This window comes from Yersinia nurmii (assembly GCF_001112925.1).
GTDB classification, from domain to species: Bacteria; Pseudomonadota; Gammaproteobacteria; order Enterobacterales; family Enterobacteriaceae; genus Yersinia; species Yersinia nurmii.
Genome location: NZ_CPYD01000013.1, coordinates 74,442 through 98,164, shown reverse-complemented (window position 1 = coordinate 98,164; position 23,723 = coordinate 74,442). Strand labels below are relative to the sequence as shown.

The window sequence follows — 23,723 nt, the reverse complement described above, 5'->3', positions numbered from 1 at the left end:
TAAGGAAATGACGATGCCTCGATATTTACCACTCGCCCTACTGTTGCTTTTATCTGCTAGCAATAATCTGGCCTTTGCTAATCTCATCGCAGACCCAACGCGCACGACTATTGAAGGAATACAAAAATCACAGAAGATTCGGGTCTTTAACAACGGTGATAATCCACTGTTCTTGGAGGTTTCTTTGTTCAAAGTGGAAAACCCCGGCGAGGCTAAAGAAATAAAAACCCCGATTGGGGAAATTAAACATCCAGAGATGATTTTCAATCCAACCCGCATCACTCTGGCTCCCAATCAGGAGCGCGAGGTTTCCATTATCCCGCTCAAGAGTCCACAGCAGGAAACTCTTTACCGGCTTTATCTCAAACCGGTACACAACCTGAAAGCTGCCAGCCATTCGACAGAACCAGCAAAAGATATCAGTGCACCAATGATTATCAGTGTCGGTTATGGCGTATTGATACACCACGTACCGGAAAAAGCGGCACAGTTGAAGGGGGAGGAGCCTTACATATGCGTAAAGGGTAACGTCCAACTCATAGCAAAAGGCAATATTCACCGCAAATTCACCGAACTAAAGGATGTGTCAGCGCTAAATGAAAAGGGAACTAAAAAAGAAATCATAAGCAGTAAGAATATCTATCCTGGCGTTCCTTATCTTACTCCAGCAAGAAAACTATCAGGAAAGGTGGATGGCGAGACGATTAACTATGACTGCGAATGACAGCCTTCTGCCCTTACTATTATCGTCAATGTTAATAACCTTACCGTTAGAAACGATCAGCGCCATTGATTTACGCCCACATATTGTCAAAGTCGAGGCTGAAGAAACTCATATTGAAGTAATCAATACCGGGGAAAACACCCAATACGTTGCGATTGAATTATATCGCCTGAATAACCCCGGAGTTCCGCCAGAGCAAGAGTCTTTAACTCCGCTAGGCACGATCGCCCAACCATTGCTATTCGCAGCGCCAATGAAATTAACGCTGGGAGCCAACCAGAGCGGAAAAATCACGCTAAAAGCGCTCGGACAACCGAATAAAGAGCAGGTTTATCGGCTAAGCATCATGCCTAAGCAGATTCTGAAAACTCAGGGTGAATCTGGCTCAGTGATTGGCGTGCAAATCGCGTATATGGGGCTGATTCGGCACCTGCCCCAAAAGCCAGAATCACGCTGGCAACACCGCTGCGACGCAGAGGGAGTGACATTGTATAACCGGGGAAATATCCGCCAGCGCTGGCGAAATTTATCGCCCAATATCGATTTTAATCTCTATCCCAACCAACAGCGGCAGCTTAAAGGACGTGAAGTAACGGCAATAGTCGATGGGCAATCCGTCACGCTTCCCTGCAAACGCGGCGGAGAATAGGAGGTTTTATGAAGATTCGCCCCGTTCAATTCACATTATTATTTTTTACGTTGCCATTTCCAGCAATAGCCGCAAATCCTATTCCCATTGGGGATATTGATGTCAGCGTGGAAATAACCGAACAACCGAAAATCATTATTGAGACATGCAGAGAAGGACCGCTTAACAATATAAGTTTAAAGCGCTCTCTGATACAGGGAAAAAAAATCTATCACGCGCAAACCTGTGTCGCTGTAAAAATCCGGCGTGTGAAAGGAGGGGGAGGATTCAGAGTCTGGCAACAACAGCCACTTATTTTACACCCCCCCCCCAAAATAAGGGCGGTGCAAATAAAGCATTCTCACCGGCAGAAGTTCGCTGGGGGGACAATGCAGCATCCTTGCAAATCATTCCCGATGAAAAATCTCCCCCACTTATCTTTTACCCTATAAATAGATTCGGGGGATGGAATACCGATAGCTATACGTTGGATATTTCGGCCAAACCGCCCGTCGGAAGTCATAACGCAGGATTATATCAAGGAGTTTTAACGTTGATTTTTGAAGCGGAATCATAATATTCCTACTAAATATGCATACATCAGACAGGGAAGAATGATGAAAAAAACTGCGGATTATCGAAATTTTTGCGCCTTCGTCGGTGCGCTGGTTTTTACTTCGACAGAGGCTCTGGCTCAAATTACCACGGCAGTAACGCCGCTTTCCCATAATTATACCAATTGTCGGATGGCGCTCGGTCTAAATGACAGATTTATTAAGATCAGTTTTAACGCCTTTGTTCATGACATTAAATTAAAACAAATTCTACGGGACAGATTTAATCTAAGCGAAAACATACCCATCCCAGACCAGCCGGAAGCGACGGTACTAAATTTATTTTTTTTCGACGAGGAAGGTCATAAAGACTTAGTTCAATACAACATTTCAGCAAGTAGCTTAAACGGCGAGCAACCAACTAGATTTGAAGACCACAACAAACTTGTCTTTACACACGATGTGCCGTTTCAGCAACAAATGAAGATTACGCTCAGAACCCCCACCAAAGATCTAAAGTATTTAGCCGTTAATGCAACTTTGGGTTACCAGTATTCCGTCGGTGATAAAATCTATCGGTTAATCGATGAGAATGCCGTTACTTTTGGGCGCGATGGAAATACCTGTGACACAGTTAATATCCAAACGGTACAAGCTCCAGCAGCATTATATGTCGATCCTCAATTCAAGCTGAGTTCCGCCGTCTGGCAACTAAAACCTATTGATTTATATAGACTCAATTCATATAAAAAAAATGGGCTAACGGCTCAAATGATTTATCCCAGAAGAAGTATGCTTTGCCTGAATTATACGCCACTAGGGTTAGATAATCCGAGCTATACCATAACGGCTACCGGCAAAAACCCCACGCAGTCGGACAGCCATTTTAGCCTGATGAAAGACTCAGATATGCAGATCCACTATGCGGTTGAGCTAGTGGATAATACTGGCTCCAGCTTTGCACTGCCTGGTTCCTACACCATAAATCTCAAACAACAAGCTCCAATGGGAAACGGGTGGAGGAAAAAAATCTGCTGGTTACCAAGAATCTCGCTATTCCCGACTGACAGCACCGAACAGGGCCTTTATTCCGATACATTGTCTTTTACTATTACACCGCACTCTTGACCGACAAGCGTCTAAACGGAACAAAAAAGGCTCGATAAAACCGAGCCTTCGAAGGAATTACCCCCCCAGATAAGCCGAACGTACCGCTTCATTGGCTAATAACGCTGCACCGGTATCTTCCAGTACGATGTGCCCGTTTTCCAACACATAGCCTCTATCCGCCAGTTTTAAAGCCTGATTCGCGTTCTGCTCTACCAGGAAAATAGTCATGCCCTCCTCCCGCAGTTGCTGAATAGTATCGAAAATCTGCAAAATAATAATCGGCGCCAATCCCAGCGAAGGTTCGTCCAGCAATAGCAACTTGGGCTGACTCATTAAAGCGCGCCCGATAGCCAGCATTTGCTGCTCGCCACCAGACATCGTTCCGGAACGCTGGATTCGCCTTTCATGCAAGCGCGGAAATAAATCATAAACACGTTCAATACGTTGCTGATACTGCTCGCGGTTGGCAAAGAAGCCGCCCATCGCCAAATTTTCCTCCACCGTCATGCGAGAAAATACCCGCCTACCTTCGGGTACGATTGCGATAGCCTCACGCATTATTCGTGCGGTTTGCCAGTCGGTAATCTCCCGGTCGAGAAAATGGATAGTGCCTTCCGTAGCGCGAGGTTCGCCGCACAGCGTGCCCAACAGAGTAGTCTTCCCTGCCCCATTTGCGCCAATCAGCGTGACAATCTCGCCCTGTTGAATATGCAGACTTACCTGATGTAAAGCCTGAATTTTGCCGTAGTGGGCTGAAACCTGATTCAATGACAACATATTAAGCCTCACCCACTTTTATTCACCCAAATAGGCCCGGATGACATCCGGATTATTGCGAATTTCCGCCGGAGTACCCTGCGCCAACGGCGTTCCCTGATTCACCACATAAATGCGATCGGAAATGCCCATCACCAACTTCATATCATGTTCAATCAATAGCACTGAAACTTGATGATGATCCCGTAGTTCCATAATCAATTGATTGAGCTCGTCAGTTTCTTTGGGATTCAAGCCAGCCGCTGGCTCATCCAGCATTAGCAGCTCCGGCCGAGTGACCATACAGCGAGCAATTTCCAGACGCCGCTGCTGACCATAAGCCAGATTTCCCGCCTGCCGATTAGCGAACGTCAGTAAACCAACGCGATCCAGCCATGTCGCGGCACGAGACAACGCATCCGCTTCCGCCCGACGAAACGCTGGTGTTTTCAGCAATCCGGCAAATACGCCACTTTTTAGGTGCTGGTGTTGTGCCACCAAAAGGTTTTCAATTACCGTCATTTCGCGGAACAAACGCACGTGCTGGAAGGTACGAATCACCCCCATTCGGGCGATAGCCTGACCCGGTAAGCCTTCCAGATGACGATCCCGCAGCTTGATACTGCCACCGGTTGGGCGATAAAAACCAGTCAAGCAATTGAAGATTGTGGTCTTTCCAGCACCGTTTGGGCCAATCAGCGAAACAATTTCACCTTCATTTAGCGTTAACCCAACGTTATTGACCGCCAGCAGCCCGCCAAAACGCATCGACAGCCCTTCTACCCTTAACAAAGGTTGCGCATTCATGCCTGCTCCCCCTGTTTTTCTTTCGCATCAGCCGCTTTTAATTTCAGCTCCGGGCGTTTCATCGGTAACAATCCCTGTGGACGCCAAATCATCATCAACACCATCAACGCCCCCAGTAACAACATGCTGTATGCATTCAAATCACGCATTAACTCTCGCGAAACCACCAGCAAAATCGCCGCCAGAATGACTGCAAATTGCGAACCCATACCGCCCAATACCACGATGGCGAGTACAAAAGCCGATTCGACAAAGGTAAAAGACTCGGGGCTGACAAAGCCCTGACGAGCGGCAAACAGCGTTCCAGCGAAACCAGCGAAGGCCGCACTGATGGTAAAGGCGGTCAGCTTAATTTTGGTTGGGCTTAAACCCAATGAGCGACAGGCAATTTCATCTTCACGTAGCGCTTCCCACGCCCGCCCTAACGGCATACGTAACAAGCGGTTGATGATAAATAGCGTCAGTATTACCAGCAGCAGCGCTACCAGATACAGGAAAATAATACGGTCACCTGGATCGTAAGCCAGACCAAAGAAATTATGGAAGGTATCCCAACCGCCGTCTTTGGTCGTACGACTAAATTCCAGACCAAACAGAGTCGGTTTAGGGATCTGGCCGATACCGTTAGGGCCGCCGGTAATTTCAGTATTATTCAACAGCAAAATACGAACGATTTCGCCGAAACCCAACGTGACTATAGCCAGATAATCACCCCGCAGCCGTAATACTGGGAAACCAAGCAAAAAACCGAACATCGCCGCTACCAGCCCTGCCAGCGGCAGGCTTTCCCAAAATCCCAGACCGTAATAATGATTCAACAGCGCGTAGGTATATGCGCCAATCGCGTAAAAACCGCCGTAACCCAACACCAGTAAGCCAGACAACCCAACCACCACGTTCAAACCCAAGCCCAACATGATGTAAATCAGCGTTAGAGTGGCGATATCAACCGTTCCGCGCGATACCAGAAATGGCCATATCACCGCCGCTGCGATAATCAGCGCAGCTAACAGCTTTTGTCTGGTGGTTGTCGCGTCAAAGCTCGGTAAAACCCAGCTTGGGCCAGAGACCTTCTTCATGCCTTGTTGCATTAACGGCCGGAATAGCTGGAAGAGAAACACCACGGCACAACCAATAGCGATCCACATCCAGCGCACCTCACCCGCGCCGTGCACCACCAAACGCGTGCCGTCCAGTGCCAATTGTAGCCCCATCAGAAATGAGGCCAGCACCAGCATCACTAAAGTAGAGATAATCGCATTGACGAAGTTAAGTTGCTTCATACTTTCTCTACCTCCGGACGGCCAAGAATTCCTGTCGGCATTACCAGCAATACGGCAATCAATAGTGCAAATGAAACTGCGTCTTTATATTCCGTACTCAAATAAGCTGAGGTTAGCGCTTCAGCTACGCCGAGGATTAACCCGCCAATCATCGCTCCGGGGATACTCCCAATCCCCCCCAGTACCGCCGCAGTAAAGGCCTTCATTCCCGCCATAAAACCGATGTAAGGGTTAATTACGCCGTAGAATTGCCCTAATAACACGCCAGCCACCGCCGCCATCACTGCGCCGATGACAAAGGTCAGGGAGATAACCCTGTCGGTATTAATACCCAGCAGGCTGGCCATTTTCAGATCTTCCGCACAGGCTCGACAAGCTCGCCCCATTCGGGAATAACGAATAAATAGCGTCAGTGCCAGCATAGCGAGGAAGGTCACAATCCAGATGGTCAGCTGCATCGTGCTTATCGTCGCGGCAAAACCGTTGCTTTCCGCCAACGTCCACTGACCGGTGACCAGACTAGGTAGAGCCAAATCTCGCGATCCCTGAGTCAGGCTGACATAGTTTTGCAGGAAGATAGACATCCCGATCGCCGAGATCAAAGCGATCAAACGCTTAGAACTGCGTACCGGCTTGTAGGCTACCCGTTCAATGCTCCAGCCATAGGCGCTGGCGATCACAATGGCCACAACAAAAGCCGAACCGATCAACAGCCAACTGGCGTCGATCCCAACCATCATTAGGGCGGCTATAACAATAAAAGAGACGTAACTACCGATCATATACACTTCGCCGTGGGCAAAGTTGATCATGCCGATAATGCCGTACACCATGGTGTAACCAATAGCGATCAGCGCATAAGTGCTGCCCAAGGTGACACCGTTAAACATCTGCTGCAAAAAGTAGAGAAACTGTTCTGACATAGCCTAACCCTTAATTCTCTTGCCTGGCCGCCCTTCCCACCCGCTCCATACCGATGATGGCAGGAAACATCCCCCGGAGGTCGGGGGATACATTGCGGGTAAAGGGGCCTGATTGCCGTAACAGGCAACCTCACTGCTGAATATTTCGTGAGTGGTTATTTGACGGCGGTAGAAGAACCGTCGGCATGCCATTCAAAAATGCCAAATTCAAAACCTTTCAGGTCGCCTTTCTCATCCCAGCTTAACGGCCCCATCACGGTTTCAACCGGCTTACCCGTCTTCAGGTCTTTCACCAAATCGGCTGGCTCTTGGCTACCACTACGTTCCATTGCAGCGGTTAGCGATTGCAACGCAGCGTAGGTAGTCCAGACGAACGGGCCGGTTGGGTCCAGTTTCTTGGCTTTCAATGCATCGACGATAGGCTGGTTAGTAGGAACCTGATCGTAACGTTTAGGCAGCGTTACCAACATGCCTTCAGAGGCGGCACCAGCGATATTGGACAGCGAGGAGTTACCTACGCCTTCTGGCCCCATAAAACGGGTTGCCAGGTTAGCCTGCTTGGCCTGACGTAAAATCTGCCCCATTTCCGGGTAATAACCGCCGAAGTAAACGAAGTCGACGTTTTCTTTCTTCAAGCGAGCCACCAGCGTAGAGAAATCTTTATCACCCGCGGTCACGCCTTCGAACAGCACTACGTCAGTGCCCTGTTTTTTCAGGCTGTCGCGAACTGAGCGTGCCAAACCTTCACCGTATTGCTGTTTGTCATGCACCACGGCAATACGTTTTGGCTTAATAGTTTCGAGGATGTATTTCGCAGCGGTTGGGCCTTGGTCAGAATCCAGGCCGGTAGTGCGCATAACCATTTTGTAACCACGGGTGGTTAAATCTGCGTTAGTGGCCGCCGGGGTGATCATAATCACGCCTTCATCTTCATAAATATCTGAAGCAGGCTGTGTGGAAGACGAACAAAGGTGGCCGATAACATAGCGAATACCATCGTTAATCACTTTGTTGGCCACGGCGACCGCTTGTTTCGGGTCACAGGCATCATCATATTCTACACCAACCAGCTTATCGCCGTTGATCCCGCCTTTGGCATTAATATCCGCAATGGCCTGACGTGCGCCGGTAAATTCCATATCGCCATATTGCGCCACCGGGCCAGACATCGCACCGACGATAGCCACCTTAATATCCTTCGCCAACACCGAATGGCTCATTGCCATAACCATACAGCCCGCCAGCAACGCCTTACTTTTTGTCAATTTCATCCGCGCATTCCCCATCTGTCATTGTGAACGTACTGTTGTGTTTGCCGGGCCAATTCATCGCTACTTTTAGTTTTTATCCATAAGTAATAATGATTTAGTCTTTTATATGGCAATATTTTCTAATAAGACTTTATTTTTCAGACCATTAAACAGGAGTTTTATGCTGCAAATCAACTCAGACAAGCAGAAACAAGCGGTGTAAACAAGATAAAATAAGGTGCTATTTGTAGGGTATTTGTACAATAGATAGTGGGTTGTGCTGGTTATCATTCCATTTACTAATTTTTAACTCGGAAAATGCGCGGCGTGAAAAACATTTTCCGCCGTTCACGTACAGAAAAACTTACACATGCGCTTCCTCTCAGATCCAGTACACTATCCCTCTACTTTTTATTCGGAACATCCCCGATGAAATTGACCATTGAGCGCTTAACTCACCTGTCACATCAAGATCTTATCGATCTGGCAAAAATCTGGCCAAAACAGCAACCCGCCGACTGGCAGAACTGGATTGATGCAGGTAGGCCGCTATTCGCCGCACGTTTTAATCAAAGATTGCTGGGAGCAGTGAAAGTCCGACTGAGTGCAGAGCGGGCGGAGCTAAAGGATTTATTGGTACGGGAAGTGACCCGTCGTCGCGGGGTCGGATTGTATCTGGTAGAAGAAACCCTGCGTCAACTGCCAGCCGTTCAGCACTGGCAGTTGAGTTATGGCGAGGTCCCTGGTGTTGGACACTCTGAAATGGATCAATTTATGCTCGCCTGTGGTTTTCATTCTGGCGAGCAAGGCTGGCAGCGTTAAAGCCGCTGGCCCATCCGCCATACGGCGGCCACGTTGCGTGCAGTAACGCGCAGATTTTCCTGCGCTTCCGCTAACGCCTCGGGTAAAGTCACAATACGGTTTACCACGGAGAATACCGCGTCTAAACCGTATTGATGTACTACCTGGTAGTCCTGAGTCATCCCTCCCGCCAGAGCAATAGTCGGAATTCCTAGCGCTTTCGCGGTCCGAGCCACGCCAATTGGCGTTTTACCGTGAATTGTCTGGCTATCAATCCGGCCTTCGCCGGTAATGACCAGATCGGCGCCATTCATGGCCTCCGCTAACCCTAATGCCTGAATAACAATCTCGATACCGGGTTTAAGCTGTGCGTTGAGCAAACCAAACAAAGCCGCGCCCATACCACCTGCGGCACCGGCTCCTGCCGTGTCGATCACTGATCGCCCCGTCAATGCGTCAATTTGCTCACCGTAGTGGCGTAACGCGCCATCCAGCGTGCTGACCATCTCAGGCGTTGCCCCTTTCTGAGGGCCAAATACGGCAGAAGCGCCCTTCGCTCCACACAGCGGGTTATCGACATCACAGGCTACGATGATCTCGGTTTGAGCTAACCGCTCATCCAACATTGATAAATCAATATGATGTAATCGACTTAGCGCCGCGCCGCCGCCGGGCAGCTCTTCACCCTGAGCATCGAGAAAATGCGCGCCCAGCGCCTGCATCATGCCAGCGCCACCATCGTTGGTGGCACTGCCACCAATTCCCAGAATGATTTTACGCGCGCCTTTATCCAACGCCGACAGAATGAGCTGGCCGGTGCCAAAACTACTGGTATGTAGCGGATTACGCTGTTCCTGCCGCACCAGATGCAAACCCGAGGCCGCCGCCATTTCAATCACCGCCGTTTCACCGTCGCCCAGCCAGCCGTAAAAAGCCTGTACTGACTGACTCAGCGGCCCGCTGACTTCAACTTGAATAATGTCGCCACCGGTCGCAGCAACCATTGATTCAACGGTGCCTTCTCCACCGTCAGCCATGGGTAATTTAACGTAATCAGCCTGCGGGTAAATCTCACGAAAACCTTGTTCAATAGCTTCTGCAACCTGCATTGCCGTCAGGCTTTCTTTGAATGAATCGGGCGCAATAACAATTTTCATCAAATACCTCGTTAACCCGCTAGGTTAAATACGCCGAACATCAGCGTGGAAACCAGTGCAATGGTGAAGCCCACCAACGTTTCGTATGGCAACAGTTTCAAACGCTCATGCACCTGCATATTGACGCTGCCGCCGGTTGCATGGAAGAAACTGCCGTGTGGCATGTGATCCAGTACCGTCGCACCGGCGTGTACCATGGCTGCGCCAGCCAGTGCCGTTACGCCAAGATCCAACAATGTTGAACTGAATACCGCAGAAGCCACCGCGGTACCTGCCGTGGTTGACGCCGTTGCCATCGACATCAGCGCTCCGGAAATCGGCGCTAACAGATAAGCAGGCATACCTGATGCCGTTAACCCTTCGATCAGTACGTCTTTTAAGCCGGAATTAGCAATAATGCCCGCCAAAGTACCGGTTCCCAGCAGCATAATGGCAACCGGTGCCATGCGACTCAAACCGGAAATCATATAGCGATTCGATTCACGCCAGCGCCCCATGATCACTGCGCCAACTAAGCCACCCAGCGGCAGAGCCAGCAGAGGATCTATGGTAATACCCGCAATTGGGCGCAAAGCCAGCAGAGCGATAGCCACTAACGGAGCCGAAATCGCAGCGGTAAAGGATGGAAGCTGGTTGGTTTCATGCACAATCAGCTCATCGGCGTTAACCTTGCTGCCTTTATGTTTCAGACGCTTAGCTAAATAATAGGCCACAACCAAGCCAAACAAACCGGGGATAATGCCGGCGGCCATCAGAGAGGTCAGGGGTACATGGAAACTGTCTGCGGCCGCAATAGTATTTGGGTTCGGGGACATCACGTTGCCCGCCTTACCGCCGCCAATCATCGCCAGCAGAATAGCCATTTTGGAAATATCGGCCCGATGAGCAATCGCCAAAGCAATAGGTGCAACGGTAATCACCGCTACATCAATAAATACGCCAACGGCGGTTAACAGCATAGTCGCTACCGCCAAAGCCAACAGTGCGCGTTTCTCACCCACTTTACGCACAATTGTTTCTGCAATGGTATTTGCCGCGCCGGATTCAATTAACACTCCCGCAAGCACACCAGCCGCCAGAATACGCAGCACCGCATTGGTAATGCCCTGAGCGCCGCTGATCATCAGGCTGACGGTTTGAATCAGATCCGCTCCACCGACTAATCCACCGGCGAGCGCGCCAGCCATCATGCCGTAAACCGGCGGAACTTTACGTAATATCAGCACGATGGAGACAATAAGTGCCACCAGCGCGCCTAAAGCTGAAACCGTTATCATGTTCTGCTCCCAGTGTACTTTCTAATTTTATTTTTCAGGGTAAGGAGCAGGCATTATGTAAACTTCACCAAAGAAAGGCATGGGAGGATTGACCAGAAAATGAGTAGGATAAACGAGATGTAATTGTAGGAAGCCACAAATCAGCCGTAGATTTGTAGACCGATATACAAGCGCAATAAAGAAGATAACTGATTGATTTTTAAACCCGTTATTTCTTCTATTTTTTGTAGGCGATAGCGCAAGGTATTCACATGAATATGTAGCTGCCGGGCTGATTGAGACAGATCACAATTCTGATCAAAATACTGTTGCAGCGTCTGTCTTAGCACACCTTTACCATCCGCAGCGCAAAGCTGTACCCAACTGGTGCCCAATTCCTCTGCCTGCCAAGTCCCCGCAAACTCCCCTAACAGCGCCGGCAGAGAGTAATCGTTGTAATACAGCGTTTTATGCCTTAATCCAAGCCGTTCAGCCATTCCCTGCGCCGCACGAGCGGTGAGATAAGAACGACGAATACCTTCAACGCCGGGAAATTGGCCGCCAACAAAAATGCGGACATCGAAACGCGCCTGAAGCTGTGTCACAAAGGGCTGAAGCTGCTTATTTAAAGGACGTGACGGTTTATCTCCAGCAGCCAACGCCAGCGGTTTTAGCATCACTAATTGATTAAAACCATTCATGCTAACCAGATGATCACGACCAGTCGCATCCAGCGCATCAATAAGCTGGCGCAGAGATTCATGGTCTGGTCGATTCAGTTCGATAATCAAAGCGATACGCGGCAGGGTTAAATTCAGCCCCAAATAGGCCGCCATTGAACCTATTGATGTGTTTTGCTGATGCTCAGCCAATAATTGGCTGACTAACTCTTCCCGATAGCGTTTTTCCCACTGGGTTTGTTCTAACAACGCAGCCTGTTCCAGAATCAGCTCTGCAGCCATCCGCACTAACTCGGCATAAGCTCGAACCTGCGCCGGTTCACCAGAAATGCCAATGACGCCTACCAACTGCTGGTGAAAAATAATCGGCAGGTTAATTCCAGGTTTGACTCCCTTCAACTTGGCAGCAGTAGCACAATCAATTTCTACCACTCGATTTTCCATTAAGGCCAGCACCGCACCTTCATGGCGCTGATTAAGGCGCAGCGGATCTCCAGAAGCAATAATAATGCCTTTATCATTCATGACATTAACCGAGTACTGGATGATACTCATGGCGCGCTGAACAATCTGCCGTGCGGTGGTTTCTTCAAGATGGTTTTGACGCATGGACTTCCTGTCTAGAAACGCGGGAGAATTAAAGGGAAACACTTATTACGATAGTGTACGGAAATCCAAATGCCGTTACCGATAGGCGTCTCAAAAAAACGAATATTGAAATGAACGGATAGCAGTTAAAAGCTAATGCGGAAGAAAATCATATGAATCAGATTGATGAAAACTAAAAAAACAAAAGGGCGATAAATAATTATCGCCCTTTTCTGTCTTTAGCTTCACGCGGATGTTGCTCTTAGGCTTCGATAGCCATGCGTAACTTTTTCATCGCGTTCTTTTCAAGCTGACGAACGCGTTCTGCAGAAACGCCGTACTGATCGGCCAGCTCCTGCAAAGTAGATTTGTTGTCATCATCCAGCCAACGGGCACGGATAATGTGCTGGCTACGCTCGTCCAAACCTTCCAACGCATAGGTCAGTTTATCCGCTGCGTGGCTTTCCCAGTTATCTTCTTCAATACCATCGGCAAAATCAGAAGTTTTATCCTGCAAATACAGAACTGGAGCCATAGACTGGCCGTCGCGTACTTCATCGTCCGGAGTTGGGTCAAAAGTCATATCCTGCGCGGACATGCGAGATTCCATTTCACGAACGTCTTTGCTGGTCACACCCAGCTCTTTGGCAACCATTTCCACTTCTTCCTGATTAAACCAACCTAAACGCTGTTTGGTTTTACGCAGGTTAAAGAACAACTTACGCTGTGCTTTGGTGGTTGCGACTTTGACAATACGCCAGTTGCGCAGAACATATTCATGAATTTCTGCTTTGATCCAGTGTACCGCGAAGGACACCAGACGCACCCCGACTTCCGGGTTGAACCGACGAACTGCTTTCATCAAGCCAATATTACCTTCCTGAATCAGATCAGCCTGTGGCAGACCGTAGCCAGAATAGTTACGGGCAACATGAGCAACAAAGCGCAGGTGAGACAGGATTAGCTGTTTAGCCGCCTCCAGATCGCCCTGGTAATGCAGCCGTTCAGCCAACTCCCGCTCTTCCTCTGCTGTCAGCATAGGATAGGTGTTGGCAGCCCGAATATAGGCTTCCAGACTACCTTGCGGTACTAAGGCTAAAGTTTGCATTTCTTTGGTCATTTAAACCCTCTCATAGCATGTGCAGATCGTGCATAAACTCTCGGCGCGAATATTTTAGCATCCGGATAACCAGATTCAAGCGCCGGGCACCTTATCATTTCACTGTGCTCTTCGACCGACTAACGCCACAAAAGTTCAATATAGATCACAGTTTCAACGCTGGATCCTAGCCGATAACCTGTGGATCTTACCAGTAGTTATTGTCTGGAAATTTGCAGAAATGGCGGTAGTCACGATGATTACGCTTCCCCTGCTTAATCGGAAACCGCAGGGGAAGAGTATAGCAAAGATTGCCTATTGCGGTGTAAATCGGCGTAAATGTTGAACAGTTGCCAGCCAAGCGGCGATCCAGCCGATCATGGCAGAAATCAGCACAAGCAACAGGGATTCATCCCAACTCAGACCGTGCAAAGAGAAATGGGTACCGAATACCGTCGCTACCTGCGCCACGACCGACCCCAACTTCCACACCAGTGCTTCCGACAGGATTAGCGAGAGAACTGCCCCCCCCAGACCCAGCATCGCACCACCATTTAGGAATGGCCGCAGAATAAAGCCATCTGTGGCGCCAATCAGTTTCATCACATTGATAGTGTCGCGACGACTGAAAATACTCAACCTCACGCTGTTACCGATAACCAGGAACACTGCAACGACCATCAACACACCGATCATCGCCGCCACTTGCCCAACCAGGCCGGTCAACGCCGCCAGTCTTGCAAACCAGCTATCGTCCATACGAACTTCTGCAACACCTTCAACCTTGGTGACGCGATCCCGCAGAGTATCGAGCGTTTCAGAGCTTTGGAAACTCATTTGTGGCGTGATGATCGCCACCGCTGGCAGCGGATTCTCTTCCAGCATATCCAGCGCACCGCCGAAACCTGACCAGTTGCGGAACTCACCCATCGCTTCTTCCCGCGACAGATAATTAACTTTTTCCACGCCGGCTTCCGCTTTCAATGCGGTCACCACATTTTCCGCAGCGTTATCGTCAAGAGACTTATCCAGATAAACCGTGAGCTGTGGCGTCGGATACCACTGTTCGGCAGCGGTGCTGACATTCTTCCAAACGATGTAGCAGACGCTCGGTAACGTCAGAGAAATGGCGATCACCATGACTGTCAGCAGGGTAGCCAGAGGCTGGCGCATCATATCGGCCAACGCATTGACCCATGAATAACGCCACTGTTCGCGCCAGCCGCCTTTCAACGCTTTGGTTTTTGCTTTCTTTGCATTATTCGCCATGACGCGCTCCTGACATTCTTCCCTGACTGAGCGTTAGAATCGGGTAGCGACGCCGCGCAATCAGCGAAGTATCGTGGGTGGCCATCAAAACGGTCACGCCAACACGGTTAAACTCTTCAAACAGGCGCAAAATACCTTCCGACAGGGCTTCATCAAGGTTACCGGTAGGCTCATCCGCCAGCAATACCGCCGGCTTATTCACGACCGCACGAGCAATACCCACCCGCTGCTGTTCACCGCCAGAAAGCTGGATCGGGAAGTTTTTCGCTTTATCCAATAAGCCGACTTTATCCAACGCCGCCGATACGCGACGACGGATATCTTCGGTACTGGCACCGGCAATGATCAACGGCATCGCGACATTGTCATACACGGTTCGATCCAGCAGCAAATGGTGATCCTGAAAGATCATCCCGATCTGGCGGCGCAGGAAAGGAACCTCGCGGTTTTTCAACCGGCTGATATCGTGACCGCCAAACCAAATGTGGCCGGCACTAGGCCGTTCAATGCCACAAATCAGTTTGAGCAACGTACTTTTCCCAGCGCCGGAGTGGCCGGTCAAAAACGCCATTTCCGCCGGGCGTAGATGAAAATCTACCCCTTGCAGCGCTTGTCGGCCGCCCAGATAAGCTTTACTGACCTGTTCAAAGCGAATCATCCGTATTAATCCTCTCGGGCAAAAAGAGCCTCAATAAAATCGTCAGCCTTAAATGGCCGCAAATCTTCAATACCTTCTCCAACGCCGATATAACGAATCGGAATACCAAACTGATCGGCAATGGCGAAAATCACCCCGCCCTTGGCGGTACCATCCAGTTTAGTCAGGGTTATCCCCGTCAGGCCAACCGCTTCATTAAACAGTTTGGCCTGGCTTACCGCATTTTGTCCGGTGCTGGCATCCAGCGTCAGCATAACCTCATGAGGGGCATCGCCGTCCAGCTTTTTCATTACCCGGACAATCTTCTTCAGCTCTTCCATCAGGTGGGCTTTATTCTGCAAACGCCCGGCGGTGTCCGCCAATAGCACATCGACGCCACGGGCTTTCGCCGCTTGAATCGCATCAAAAATAACCGAGGCAGAATCCGCGCCGGTATGCTGAGCGACCACGGCAATTTTGTTGCGTTCGCCCCAAACCTGTAGCTGCTCAACGGCGGCAGCGCGGAAGGTATCCCCAGCGGCCAGCATGACGGATTTACCTTCGGCTTGGAACTGACGAGCCAGTTTACCGATAGTCGTCGTCTTACCTACGCCGTTCACTCCAACCATCAGAATTACGTACGGGTTCTTACCGCTAACATCCAGGGGTTTGTCGACTTTAGCCAGAATTTCGGACATTTCCTCCTTCATCTTGCCGTAGAGCGCCTCGGCGTCTTTCAACTGCTTACGACTGGCGTGAGCAGTTAAGGATTCGATGATTTTACGCGTAGTTTCGACGCCAACGTCGGCGATCAGGAGCTGTTCTTCCAATTCTTCAAATAGATCGTCGTCGATTTTCTTACCGCTGAACAACCCCATAAACCCGGAACCTAGGTTTTGTTTGGTTTTCAGCAAGCTACGTTTTAAGCGAGCAAAGAAGCCTTCTTTCGTTGGCCTTTCCTGTTCCTGAGCTACAGGCACAGCTACAGACTCAGGCTCGATTTCTTCCACCCATTCAGACTCGGCAATCGCAGTAGTCACTTCTGGCTCTGGCTCTGGCTCTGGCTCTGGCTCTGGCTCTGGCTCTGGCTCTGGCTCTGGCTCTGGCTCTGGCAGAATAACTTCAATATCTGCCACTGTTTCGACAGAAATATCAGCCTCTGCTTCCACCAGAGCGGATTCAGGCTCGAATACCTGTGGTTGATGCTGCTCCGTCGAGACCTCAGCCACAGCTTCAGCCACCGGCGGCTCTGCTGCCGGTATCACTTCTTCTGCCAATATCTCTACGGATTCCGGTTGTTCTGTCACCGCAGCGCTAACCGGTTCGATAATCTCTTCGGTAACCGCCGTAGTTTCGAACTCGTTGAATTCAGCCAGCGCTATGTATTGAGTGGGCGCGATTTCAGGCTCAATCGGTGTTTCTTCCACCAACGGCACTACATCGATAGCTGGGGCTATTTCTGCCGCCGCTTCCGCGTTGATTTCGCTGTCCCATTCCCCCACCGCCGTTGGATCCACAGATTCCGCTGCCGGAGTGGATTTTTCAGCCGTTACAGGTTCATGTTCAGAAGCCGCGGGCAGGCTTTCATCAACCACTGGCTCTGCGACAGGCTGCTCAATTTTTTGTTCTTCTTTCTGTTCTTCACTCTGACGGCCAAGACCCAGCCAGGAAAAAAACCCACGTTTTTTTTCTTTTGCCATTTGCGACTACACTCCTCGCGGTTAAATCATGGCTTACATAAATAAGATAATAGCTCGCCAGTCTATCACTTTCCCCCGAGCAGCAACACGCGCACGATGCTGCTTTCCGTTGTGAATTCAATCAACAAAGCATTAACGTTTCCCCTCACTGTACACATCGGTAGAATAGCGGCTATATCTTCTATTCAGCGCCGTCAACATGGCCACATTTCAAGCAGCGAGCTATGGCAAAAAAACCACAACAACAATCCTTCGGGCAGATTCGTATTATTGGCGGAAAGTGGCGTGGCCGGAAGTTACCGGTTCCCGATAGTCCAGGCTTACGACCAACGACCGATCGAGTGCGGGAAACCCTGTTTAACTGGCTGGCACCGATGATTCAGGGCGCTCGCTGTCTAGATTGTTTTGCCGGTAGCGGCGCTCTTGGTCTGGAAGCGCTGTCTCGCTATGCAGGAGAAACCGTATTGCTGGAATACGAGCGCAATGTGGCACGCCAGCTCACCAGTAATCTGGCTTTACTAAACGCAGAAAATGGGCAAGTGGTGAATACCAACGCTCTGCAATGGCTGGCGCAGCCGGGTAAATCTTTCGATTTGGTGTTTCTCGATCCGCCGTTCCGTAAAGGTTTGCTGGCAGAAACCGTCAACCTGCTGGAACAGCAAGGCTGGCTGGCCGATGAAGCCTGGATTTACGTAGAGGCCGAAGCGGAGAGCGCGGCCGCAGACGTACCAGCCAGTTGGCAATTACACCGTGAAAAGGTCGCTGGGCAAGTCGCTTATCGCCTGTATATTCGTCACCATGCTGCGTCTGACGCAGTGCAGGAGCAACAGAATGTTGATTAATTTCGGTCGTTTACTGATGCTGGGCGTATGGGCTTTTCTGATCCTGAACCTGATCCAGCCATTCCCTAGCCCGTTGAAATACTTTGTGAATGTCGCGATGATTTTTATGGTGCTGATGCATGGTTTACAGCTCACGCTTCTGAAATCAACTCAGCCTAAGGATCAACCGATTAGCGGCTGGCAGCAGGCCAAAATCTTTATCTTTGGTGTTTTTGAACTGCTGGCGTGGCAGAAAAAACAGCCGCCAATGCCGAAAAAATAATTTCAGTCCCCAGCGTACTTTTCCAAGCCAAAGCTATTTGGCTGACTGAACGCCGGTAAAATCAATATAGCGGGTGCCTTGTAAACGCAGGGTGCCCTGCATACCGATATTAATTTGCTGATATTCCTGACGAGGCAGCACAATATTAATTTCACTGCCGCTCAGTAACGGGCGAAACGTCACTTCATAGCGTTTATCTTCCGCCACAATTTCTTCCCGCTGGCGTGAACGACGATTCGGCGCTAAAACCTCACGTTTATTACTGACCTCAACCTGCAGGCTACGTATTGGCGCTTTATCATTTTCTGCATCTAGCCTTCGTTTTTGCCAGTACTGACGCGTGGCTAAAATAACAATCAGTGCCACAACCACAATAAAAATCAGCGGTGGTTTGCTCATGAGTTACACCTAGTAAAATAAAGCTGTAGCCGTTATCAGATTCAGGGCTTGTTACCCGGTAAATAAGGGAAACTCATAACGTTGGCTCCCAAATCAGAGATACGCGCGCTACCTTTTTCGGTCACAGCATCAATACGGATGACGGAATGAAGTGGAATATAGCTGCGGTTGACGCCAGAAAATTCGGTTTTCAGTTTTTCTGTCGACGGATCAACCAATAGTGCCGATTGGCTATCAAATACAAAATCAGCAATCTCGATAAACCCGAATAAAGAACTGGGTGTTATTTCACGGACATAGAGTTGATAATTCTTACCATTGTTCATGAACTGAATGCGGTAAAGCGTTTGATCGTTCGCCATGGCGTTACCTATCGCTATCCTTCGATAATCAAGCTTTCAGGGGAAGAGAACCGGTTATTAACATACCATGAAGGGCTTAAAGACGCATCCGTGCGATTAGCGGGTTTATTCTGTCACTCGACTGTCAATCAGACTTGCCAGCGATTGCTTAACCCTCCGCCGATTTGCACCATTCACCGTGATCCATCCAATCTTCATCAGAATCCCCTTTAATCCAAACTTCATTGCCATACTGATGAATTAATACCACGGGCTTATTCTGATCGATATTCTTCAGGTATTTATTATAGACAGGATCGCGGTTATTTAAGATATCGGCTTTGCCATAATGCATCCTAGCGGGATTTTTTCGATTATCGACGAAAGTGACATAGAAATTATCATTGCGCAGCTCAATTATAGCCCGCCCATTCTTGACTAACTTGCAATTGTAGGTAAAGTCGGAAAATTCCGCACTATAGGCAGCAGAACAGACGGAAAGAGTCATTACCATGATAAGTAACAATTTTTCTTTTTTCATTTTTTAATGTCTGGCAAATAGCGCTCATATTGAAGTGGCAGAAATAAACTGACAGCATGGCAGAGCATTATTATTCTCTACCGCTTATATGGCGTTATAAGCCTGCGTCAATTCTCGTATATTACCGGGTTCAATACTGTGACCCATTAAACTCGGGGAATATTAATAGCATCTGCTCAGGTTGTTTTCTATACTTTTATTAACGAAAAGTTGCCTTGATGTAACAAGAAATCATTTAATTAAGTTAATATATTTATATGAAATAATTATCACACTTACTTAAGAGTCTGTTTTTCACGTACACAAGTATGCATTTTGACCTGCGGATTCACGCCTTTGCATGACATATAAAATCTCATGCAAAAAATCATTAGTAACCGAATAGCCCCTGTTGTTCATCCTGACGATCCCCTACACTGAGAAGAGACATTGGCTGATAATTATCGTTACCGAGCGGGTATTTTTTGCAGAAACTTTTGAGAAGAAGGATAAAAAATGAGTTGGCCATTCCTCGCTGTATTTTTTTCTGGTTGGTTGTTTGTTGACGCCAGCTATCGTGGACCACGCTGGCAACGTTGGGTATTCAAACCCGTAACCCTGTTACTCCTGGTTCTCCTCGCCTGGCAAGCTCCGGTGCTTGGGCCAGCCGGCTATCTGATCGTCCTCGGGCTGCTGGCCACTATGGCTGCCGACGCTTTGCTATTACTACCCAGTGAGCGCTTACTTTATGCCATTGGCGCATTCTTCCTTTCTCACCTGCTGTATACCATCAGTTTCGCGACCCAGATGACAGTCAGTATTTTCTGGCCGCTGCCGCTGGTGCTAATCATCATAGGTGCACTGTTACTGGCAACAATCTGGACCCGGTTGGAAGAAATGCGCTGGCCGATCGCAACCTATGTCGCCATGACGCTATTGATGGTGTGGGTTGCCGGTGAGCAATACTTCTTACGTAGCACCGATTTTGGCTTTTCGCTGCTGATCGGCACTTCTTTGCTGCTGTTAGCCAATATTATCTGGCTGATCAGTCGCTATCGTTTTTCTTTCAAAGCCGCTGATGCACTGGTCGCGGGTTGCTATTTTGTCGGCCACTTCCTGATTGTCCGCTCGCTATATCTGTAAATATCTACGCCCCACGGACGGGGCGTTGCGCTTTCTACCTTCTTCACACATTCACCTGCACATCAAATCCCCGTGGTTAATCAATCGAACTCTATTTAGCAATAATTCTCATCCTTCTCTTGACTCTGGAGTAAGCTCCAAGGTGTAGAGTCCTGTCATCAACGGTGAATTAACTGTTCCGGGGGCACTATGCATTCACATCGCGACCACCAACATTCAGATGAAGTTCATGACCACTACAATGAAGGTGACGAACATATTCATACAGCCGATACACATTGCTGTAGCGCAACAAATACAGCGGTCGAAGAGGTATCTCACGCGAGTAAACACTCACATTCTTCCAGCTGTTGCAGCAGTGCCAAACCTGATACGTCAGAGAATGAAAGCGAATTAGAAGGGCTACCCAGCACCGGCGGTCAGCGTTATAGCTGGCATATCAAGGGGATGGATTGTCCAAGCTGCGCACGTAAGATTGAAAATGCCGTAGGCGGTATCTCCGGCGTAGACCAAGCCAAAGTGCTATTTTCTACGGAAAAGTTGGTGGTAGATGCTAAAACTGACGTCAGCCAACAGGTACAAAACGCCGTCGCCAAAGCGGGATTCAGCCTGCTGGATAGCCCCAAATCAGGGCAAAAAATGGCGGCCAATGAAAATAAGTTTCGCGAATATTTACCAATAATCGTACTGACGCTTTTGATGTTAGCCAGTTGGGGAATTTCATTAGTTAGCGAAGAAAGTGGCCGCATCGCCTTTATCGTCACGACCCTGGTGGGGTTAGTTCCTATCGCCGGTAAGGCGCTGAAACTGATTCGTTCCGGCACGCCTTTTGCCATTGAAACCTTGATGAGTGTGGCAGCCATTGGCGCGTTATTTATCGGCGCAACGGCAGAGGCCGCGATGGTATTGCTGCTATTTATGTTAGGCGAACTATTAGAGTCTTACGCCGCCAATCGTGCCCGACGCGGCGTTTCAGCCCTGATGGCGCTGGTACCGGAAGACGCTTTGCTACTCAAGAATGGGCAACGCAGTCTGGTTCCTGTCAGCAGTTTACGGCCAGGAGACGTAATTGAAATTGCGCCCGGTGCGCGTCTGCCAGCCGATGCAGAGCTGGTTACACCTTTTGCCAGCTTCGATGAAAGTGCCTTAACCGGCGAGTCAATTCCGGTTGAACGACAACAAGGTGACAAAGTGGCGGCAGGCAGCCTTTCCATCGACAGATCTGCCGAAATGCGCGTAGTCTCCGAGCCGGGTAATAACGCCATTGACCGCATTTTACAGTTAATTGAAGAAGCCGAAGAACGCCGCGCGCCGATTGAACGCTTTATCGATCGCTTTAGCCGCATTTACACCCCATTAATTATGCTGCTGTCCGTTTTGGTGATTTTGATTCCACCTATGTTCTACGGCCAGCCTTGGGAACCTTGGATTTATCGAGGCCTGACCCTGTTATTAATCGGCTGTCCTTGTGCCCTGGTTATCTCCACGCCTGCGGCCATTACTTCCGCACTGGCGGCGGCAACCCGTCGCGGCGCGTTGATTAAAGGCGGAGCAGCATTGGAGCAACTTGGCGTCATTCAAACCGTTGCCTTCGATAAAACCGGCACGCTGACAGAAGGTAAGCCTCAGGTCACCGACGTGTTGCCGGTAGATGGCGTGACGGAAAATCGCCTGTTAACGCTAGCCGCCGCCGTAGAAGCCGGTTCCCACCATCCCTTAGCGACGGCAATTTTACAGCGTGCCGCGCGGGAATCGACGTCGCTACCTCCCGCAGAGGACCGTCGGGCGTTGGCAGGTATTGGCGTCGAAGGGGTCGTTAACGGCATCAAAGTATTGGTCAGTTCTCCGGGAAAACTGGCTCCACAATCGCTAGATAACCACTGGCAAACACAGTTGGATCAGTTAGAAAGCAGCGGTAAAACCGCAGTTGCGGTGCTGGAAGAGGGGCGCTTTATTGGTCTGATGGCGCTGCGGGATACTCTGCGCACAGATGCAAAACAGGCGATTAGTGCGTTGAGAAACCTAGGTATTCAGGGCGTGATGCTAACTGGTGACAACCCGAGAGCCGCAGCGGCAATCGCCAATGAACTAGGCATCGACTATCGAGCAGGATTATTACCCGCGGACAAAGTGGTGGCGGTCACCGCGCTGAATGAGGCTAAACCCACGGTCATGGTCGGTGATGGCATAAACGATGCGCCCGCGATGAAGGCCGCCAGTATTGGCGTCGCTATGGGAAGCGGAACCGATGTGGCGCTGGAAACCGCCGATGCCGCGTTGACCCACAACCGGCTGACCGGATTAGCGGAAATCATCGTGCTCTCGCGAGCCGCTCGCGCCAATATTCGGCAAAACATCGCTATTGCGCTGGGATTAAAGGGAATTTTTCTGATTACTACTTTGCTGGGATTAACCGGTTTGTGGCTGGCAGTGCTGGCCGATTCGGGTGCAACGGCTCTCGTTACCGCCAACGCATTGAGATTACTGAGGAAACGCGAAATATAACCGGGTAGAATTTTATCCGAATATTATTCACTCCCAAGGCTCTGCACGAGCCTTGGTTTTTTCCTGACTAAGCCTGAATGCCTTTACGCACCAGATAGCGATAAGGAGCGGCTTCCACTTCCTGAGCCACCAACTCATGATCCATAAAGCGGCAAAATCCGGGAATATCGCGGGTTGTGGCAGGATCGTCGGCGATAATCAGTAAGGTCTGCCCTTCTTCCATATGGCGAACCGTTTTCCGCACCATCATCACCGGTTCCGGGCACCGCAGGCCCAGCGTATCAAGGGTTTTATCCGGATGGGCAAAAAGATCTGTCATAGGTTTTCTCTTATCAGCGATTGAGCAAATTTTAATCTCGGCGGGAAGTGGCCGATGAAGGGCAGCTAGTTTACTCCGCCCATTTTGCGGTGCAAGCTACGCTAACGTTTGCGCTAAAATTAACCATTGCATTCGTTGCGCAAACAAGTATTATGCCGCCGCGCCGCAGA

Annotated in this window: 25 protein-coding genes; 9 read left to right on the top strand and 16 right to left on the bottom strand. The window is 49.6% G+C overall.

Features of this window, described 5'->3' with window-relative positions; all coding sequences use genetic code 11:
- Positions 1-13: 13 nt before the first annotated feature.
- The 4 genes from AD970_RS15390 to AD970_RS15375 all read left to right on the top strand — a co-directional run bounded on the left by AD970_RS15390 (position 14) and on the right by AD970_RS15375 (position 3,034).
- Positions 14-724 (top strand): fimbria/pilus periplasmic chaperone, encoded by a 711-nt coding sequence (locus AD970_RS15390; RefSeq protein WP_072080670.1) that lies wholly within the window; start codon positions 14-16, stop codon positions 722-724.
- Positions 693-1,373 carry a hypothetical protein gene (locus AD970_RS15385; protein ID WP_235786946.1) on the top strand — a complete coding sequence of 227 codons (681 nt, stop codon included), beginning with the start codon at positions 693-695 and terminating at the stop codon, positions 1,371-1,373. The genes AD970_RS15390 and AD970_RS15385 overlap by 32 nt, the downstream gene beginning before the upstream one ends.
- A gap of 8 nt (positions 1,374-1,381) precedes the next feature.
- On the top strand, positions 1,382-1,804 hold the full coding sequence (locus AD970_RS15380) for a hypothetical protein (RefSeq protein WP_049600942.1): 423 nt from the start codon (positions 1,382-1,384) through the stop codon (positions 1,802-1,804).
- A 162-nt stretch (positions 1,805-1,966) separates the two neighbouring features.
- On the top strand, positions 1,967-3,034 hold the full coding sequence (locus AD970_RS15375) for a hypothetical protein (protein WP_157045549.1): 1,068 nt from the start codon (positions 1,967-1,969) through the stop codon (positions 3,032-3,034).
- A gap of 57 nt (positions 3,035-3,091) precedes the next feature.
- Here AD970_RS15375 and livF read toward each other — a convergent pair whose 3' ends face one another.
- The 5 genes from livF to AD970_RS15350 all read right to left on the bottom strand — a co-directional run bounded on the left by livF (position 3,092) and on the right by AD970_RS15350 (position 8,056).
- Positions 3,092-3,793, bottom strand: coding sequence for a high-affinity branched-chain amino acid ABC transporter ATP-binding protein LivF (gene livF, locus AD970_RS15370; RefSeq protein ID WP_049600936.1), 702 nt, complete (start codon positions 3,791-3,793; stop codon positions 3,092-3,094).
- An 18-nt stretch (positions 3,794-3,811) separates the two neighbouring features.
- Positions 3,812-4,579 (bottom strand): high-affinity branched-chain amino acid ABC transporter ATP-binding protein LivG, encoded by a 768-nt coding sequence (livG, locus tag AD970_RS15365; RefSeq protein ID WP_049600933.1) that lies wholly within the window; start codon positions 4,577-4,579, stop codon positions 3,812-3,814.
- Positions 4,576-5,862, bottom strand: coding sequence for a high-affinity branched-chain amino acid ABC transporter permease LivM (locus tag AD970_RS15360; RefSeq protein WP_049600930.1), 1,287 nt, complete (start codon positions 5,860-5,862; stop codon positions 4,576-4,578). Before AD970_RS15360 ends, livG begins: the two co-directional genes overlap by 4 nt.
- Positions 5,859-6,785 (bottom strand): high-affinity branched-chain amino acid ABC transporter permease LivH, encoded by a 927-nt coding sequence (gene livH / locus AD970_RS15355; RefSeq protein ID WP_049600927.1) that lies wholly within the window; start codon positions 6,783-6,785, stop codon positions 5,859-5,861. Before livH ends, AD970_RS15360 begins: the two co-directional genes overlap by 4 nt.
- A 155-nt stretch (positions 6,786-6,940) precedes the next feature.
- Positions 6,941-8,056 (bottom strand): branched-chain amino acid ABC transporter substrate-binding protein, encoded by a 1,116-nt coding sequence (locus tag AD970_RS15350; protein ID WP_049600924.1) that lies wholly within the window; start codon positions 8,054-8,056, stop codon positions 6,941-6,943.
- A gap of 408 nt (positions 8,057-8,464) precedes the next feature.
- Here AD970_RS15350 and panM point away from each other — a divergent pair, with 408 nt between their 5' ends.
- Entirely contained in the window at positions 8,465-8,857 is a 393-nt protein-coding gene (gene panM, locus AD970_RS15345) for an aspartate 1-decarboxylase autocleavage activator PanM (RefSeq protein ID WP_049600921.1), read from the top strand.
- Here panM and AD970_RS15340 read toward each other — a convergent pair.
- The 7 genes from AD970_RS15340 to ftsY form a co-directional block, all read right to left on the bottom strand.
- Positions 8,854-9,993 (bottom strand): glycerate kinase, encoded by a 1,140-nt coding sequence (locus AD970_RS15340; RefSeq protein ID WP_049600919.1) that lies wholly within the window; start codon positions 9,991-9,993, stop codon positions 8,854-8,856. The two genes, panM and AD970_RS15340, sit on opposite strands and share 4 nt — an antisense overlap.
- Positions 9,994-10,004: 11 nt before the next feature.
- Positions 10,005-11,270, bottom strand: a complete 1,266-nt coding sequence (locus AD970_RS15335) for a GntP family permease (RefSeq protein ID WP_049600917.1) — start codon at positions 11,268-11,270, stop codon at positions 10,005-10,007.
- A gap of 140 nt (positions 11,271-11,410) precedes the next feature.
- Positions 11,411-12,538, bottom strand: a complete 1,128-nt coding sequence (locus tag AD970_RS15330; RefSeq protein WP_049600914.1) for a sugar diacid recognition domain-containing protein — start codon at positions 12,536-12,538, stop codon at positions 11,411-11,413.
- Between the two features lie 241 nt (positions 12,539-12,779).
- The gene (gene rpoH / locus AD970_RS15325; RefSeq protein WP_049600911.1) at positions 12,780-13,637 is read right to left on the bottom strand and encodes an RNA polymerase sigma factor RpoH; all 858 of its coding nucleotides are present in this window, start codon (positions 13,635-13,637) and stop codon (positions 12,780-12,782) included.
- 294 nt (positions 13,638-13,931) lie between these two features.
- Positions 13,932-14,885 carry a permease-like cell division protein FtsX gene (gene ftsX, locus AD970_RS15320; protein WP_049600908.1) on the bottom strand — a complete coding sequence of 318 codons (954 nt, stop codon included), beginning with the start codon at positions 14,883-14,885 and terminating at the stop codon, positions 13,932-13,934.
- Positions 14,875-15,543, bottom strand: a complete 669-nt coding sequence (gene ftsE, locus AD970_RS15315; RefSeq protein WP_049600906.1) for a cell division ATP-binding protein FtsE — start codon at positions 15,541-15,543, stop codon at positions 14,875-14,877. The genes ftsX and ftsE overlap by 11 nt, the downstream gene beginning before the upstream one ends.
- A gap of 5 nt (positions 15,544-15,548) precedes the next feature.
- Positions 15,549-17,222: a signal recognition particle-docking protein FtsY gene (ftsY, locus tag AD970_RS15310; RefSeq protein ID WP_049600903.1), complete on the bottom strand. Its 1,674-nt coding sequence runs from the start codon at positions 17,220-17,222 to the stop codon at positions 15,549-15,551.
- Positions 17,223-17,446: 224 nt separating this feature from the next.
- Between ftsY and rsmD the strand changes: the two genes are divergently transcribed.
- Together rsmD and AD970_RS15300 are read left to right on the top strand one after the other, a co-directional pair.
- On the top strand, positions 17,447-18,064 hold the full coding sequence (rsmD, locus tag AD970_RS15305; protein WP_049600898.1) for a 16S rRNA (guanine(966)-N(2))-methyltransferase: 618 nt from the start codon (positions 17,447-17,449) through the stop codon (positions 18,062-18,064).
- Positions 18,054-18,326 (top strand): DUF1145 family protein, encoded by a 273-nt coding sequence (locus AD970_RS15300; protein WP_049600895.1) that lies wholly within the window; start codon positions 18,054-18,056, stop codon positions 18,324-18,326. Before rsmD ends, AD970_RS15300 begins: the two co-directional genes overlap by 11 nt.
- A gap of 33 nt (positions 18,327-18,359) precedes the next feature.
- On the opposite strand, the gene AD970_RS15295 is transcribed toward AD970_RS15300, so the two are convergent.
- From AD970_RS15295 to AD970_RS15285, 3 genes are all read right to left on the bottom strand, one after another.
- The gene (locus tag AD970_RS15295) at positions 18,360-18,725 is read right to left on the bottom strand and encodes a DUF2500 domain-containing protein (RefSeq protein ID WP_049600893.1); all 366 of its coding nucleotides are present in this window, start codon (positions 18,723-18,725) and stop codon (positions 18,360-18,362) included.
- 41 nt (positions 18,726-18,766) lie between these two features.
- Positions 18,767-19,087 (bottom strand): DUF1820 family protein, encoded by a 321-nt coding sequence (locus AD970_RS15290; protein ID WP_049600890.1) that lies wholly within the window; start codon positions 19,085-19,087, stop codon positions 18,767-18,769.
- 148 nt (positions 19,088-19,235) lie between these two features.
- Positions 19,236-19,607 (bottom strand): hypothetical protein, encoded by a 372-nt coding sequence (locus AD970_RS15285; protein WP_049600888.1) that lies wholly within the window; start codon positions 19,605-19,607, stop codon positions 19,236-19,238.
- A 495-nt stretch (positions 19,608-20,102) separates the two neighbouring features.
- On the opposite strand from AD970_RS15285, the gene AD970_RS15280 reads away from it, so the two are divergent.
- Together AD970_RS15280 and AD970_RS15275 are read left to right on the top strand one after the other, a co-directional pair.
- Complete coding sequence (locus AD970_RS15280) at positions 20,103-20,729, top strand: lysoplasmalogenase (protein WP_049600885.1); 627 nt, start codon at positions 20,103-20,105, stop codon at positions 20,727-20,729.
- A gap of 189 nt (positions 20,730-20,918) precedes the next feature.
- Positions 20,919-23,234 carry a zinc/cadmium/mercury/lead-transporting ATPase gene (locus tag AD970_RS15275; RefSeq protein WP_049600882.1) on the top strand — a complete coding sequence of 772 codons (2,316 nt, stop codon included), beginning with the start codon at positions 20,919-20,921 and terminating at the stop codon, positions 23,232-23,234.
- 67 nt (positions 23,235-23,301) lie between these two features.
- Here AD970_RS15275 and tusA read toward each other — a convergent pair whose 3' ends face one another.
- The gene (tusA, locus tag AD970_RS15270; RefSeq protein WP_049600879.1) at positions 23,302-23,553 is read right to left on the bottom strand and encodes a sulfurtransferase TusA; all 252 of its coding nucleotides are present in this window, start codon (positions 23,551-23,553) and stop codon (positions 23,302-23,304) included.
- Positions 23,554-23,723 lie beyond the last annotated feature (170 nt).

What these genes read in the sequence shown, in the direction of transcription:
- AD970_RS15340 (WP_049600919.1), bottom strand. Translation starts at nt 9,993, where the DNA reads ATGAAAATTGTTATTGCGCCCGATTCATTCAAAGAAAGCCTGACGGCA.
- AD970_RS15335 (WP_049600917.1), bottom strand. Translation starts at nt 11,270, where the DNA reads ATGATAACGGTTTCAGCTTTAGGCGCGCTGGTGGCACTTATTGTCTCC.
- AD970_RS15385 (WP_235786946.1), top strand. Translation starts at nt 693, where the DNA reads ATGGCGAGACGATTAACTATGACTGCGAATGACAGCCTTCTGCCCTTA.
- tusA (WP_049600879.1), bottom strand. Translation starts at nt 23,553, where the DNA reads ATGACAGATCTTTTTGCCCATCCGGATAAAACCCTTGATACGCTGGGC.
- AD970_RS15350 (WP_049600924.1), bottom strand. Translation starts at nt 8,056, where the DNA reads ATGAAATTGACAAAAAGTAAGGCGTTGCTGGCGGGCTGTATGGTTATG.
- ftsE (WP_049600906.1), bottom strand. Translation starts at nt 15,543, where the DNA reads ATGATTCGCTTTGAACAGGTCAGTAAAGCTTATCTGGGCGGCCGACAA.
- AD970_RS15290 (WP_049600890.1), bottom strand. Translation starts at nt 19,087, where the DNA reads ATGGCGAACGATCAAACGCTTTACCGCATTCAGTTCATGAACAATGGT.
- livH (WP_049600927.1), bottom strand. Translation starts at nt 6,785, where the DNA reads ATGTCAGAACAGTTTCTCTACTTTTTGCAGCAGATGTTTAACGGTGTC.
- rsmD (WP_049600898.1), top strand. Translation starts at nt 17,447, where the DNA reads ATGGCAAAAAAACCACAACAACAATCCTTCGGGCAGATTCGTATTATT.
- panM (WP_049600921.1), top strand. Translation starts at nt 8,465, where the DNA reads ATGAAATTGACCATTGAGCGCTTAACTCACCTGTCACATCAAGATCTT.
- AD970_RS15285 (WP_049600888.1), bottom strand. Translation starts at nt 19,607, where the DNA reads ATGAAAAAAGAAAAATTGTTACTTATCATGGTAATGACTCTTTCCGTC.
- AD970_RS15375 (WP_157045549.1), top strand. Translation starts at nt 1,967, where the DNA reads ATGATGAAAAAAACTGCGGATTATCGAAATTTTTGCGCCTTCGTCGGT.
- AD970_RS15275 (WP_049600882.1), top strand. Translation starts at nt 20,919, where the DNA reads ATGCATTCACATCGCGACCACCAACATTCAGATGAAGTTCATGACCAC.
- AD970_RS15280 (WP_049600885.1), top strand. Translation starts at nt 20,103, where the DNA reads ATGAGTTGGCCATTCCTCGCTGTATTTTTTTCTGGTTGGTTGTTTGTT.
- livG (WP_049600933.1), bottom strand. Translation starts at nt 4,579, where the DNA reads ATGAATGCGCAACCTTTGTTAAGGGTAGAAGGGCTGTCGATGCGTTTT.
- ftsX (WP_049600908.1), bottom strand. Translation starts at nt 14,885, where the DNA reads ATGGCGAATAATGCAAAGAAAGCAAAAACCAAAGCGTTGAAAGGCGGC.
- ftsY (WP_049600903.1), bottom strand. Translation starts at nt 17,222, where the DNA reads ATGGCAAAAGAAAAAAAACGTGGGTTTTTTTCCTGGCTGGGTCTTGGC.
- AD970_RS15390 (WP_072080670.1), top strand. Translation starts at nt 14, where the DNA reads ATGCCTCGATATTTACCACTCGCCCTACTGTTGCTTTTATCTGCTAGC.
- rpoH (WP_049600911.1), bottom strand. Translation starts at nt 13,637, where the DNA reads ATGACCAAAGAAATGCAAACTTTAGCCTTAGTACCGCAAGGTAGTCTG.
- AD970_RS15300 (WP_049600895.1), top strand. Translation starts at nt 18,054, where the DNA reads ATGTTGATTAATTTCGGTCGTTTACTGATGCTGGGCGTATGGGCTTTT.
- AD970_RS15360 (WP_049600930.1), bottom strand. Translation starts at nt 5,862, where the DNA reads ATGAAGCAACTTAACTTCGTCAATGCGATTATCTCTACTTTAGTGATG.
- AD970_RS15330 (WP_049600914.1), bottom strand. Translation starts at nt 12,538, where the DNA reads ATGCGTCAAAACCATCTTGAAGAAACCACCGCACGGCAGATTGTTCAG.
- AD970_RS15380 (WP_049600942.1), top strand. Translation starts at nt 1,382, where the DNA reads ATGAAGATTCGCCCCGTTCAATTCACATTATTATTTTTTACGTTGCCA.
- AD970_RS15295 (WP_049600893.1), bottom strand. Translation starts at nt 18,725, where the DNA reads ATGAGCAAACCACCGCTGATTTTTATTGTGGTTGTGGCACTGATTGTT.
- livF (WP_049600936.1), bottom strand. Translation starts at nt 3,793, where the DNA reads ATGTTGTCATTGAATCAGGTTTCAGCCCACTACGGCAAAATTCAGGCT.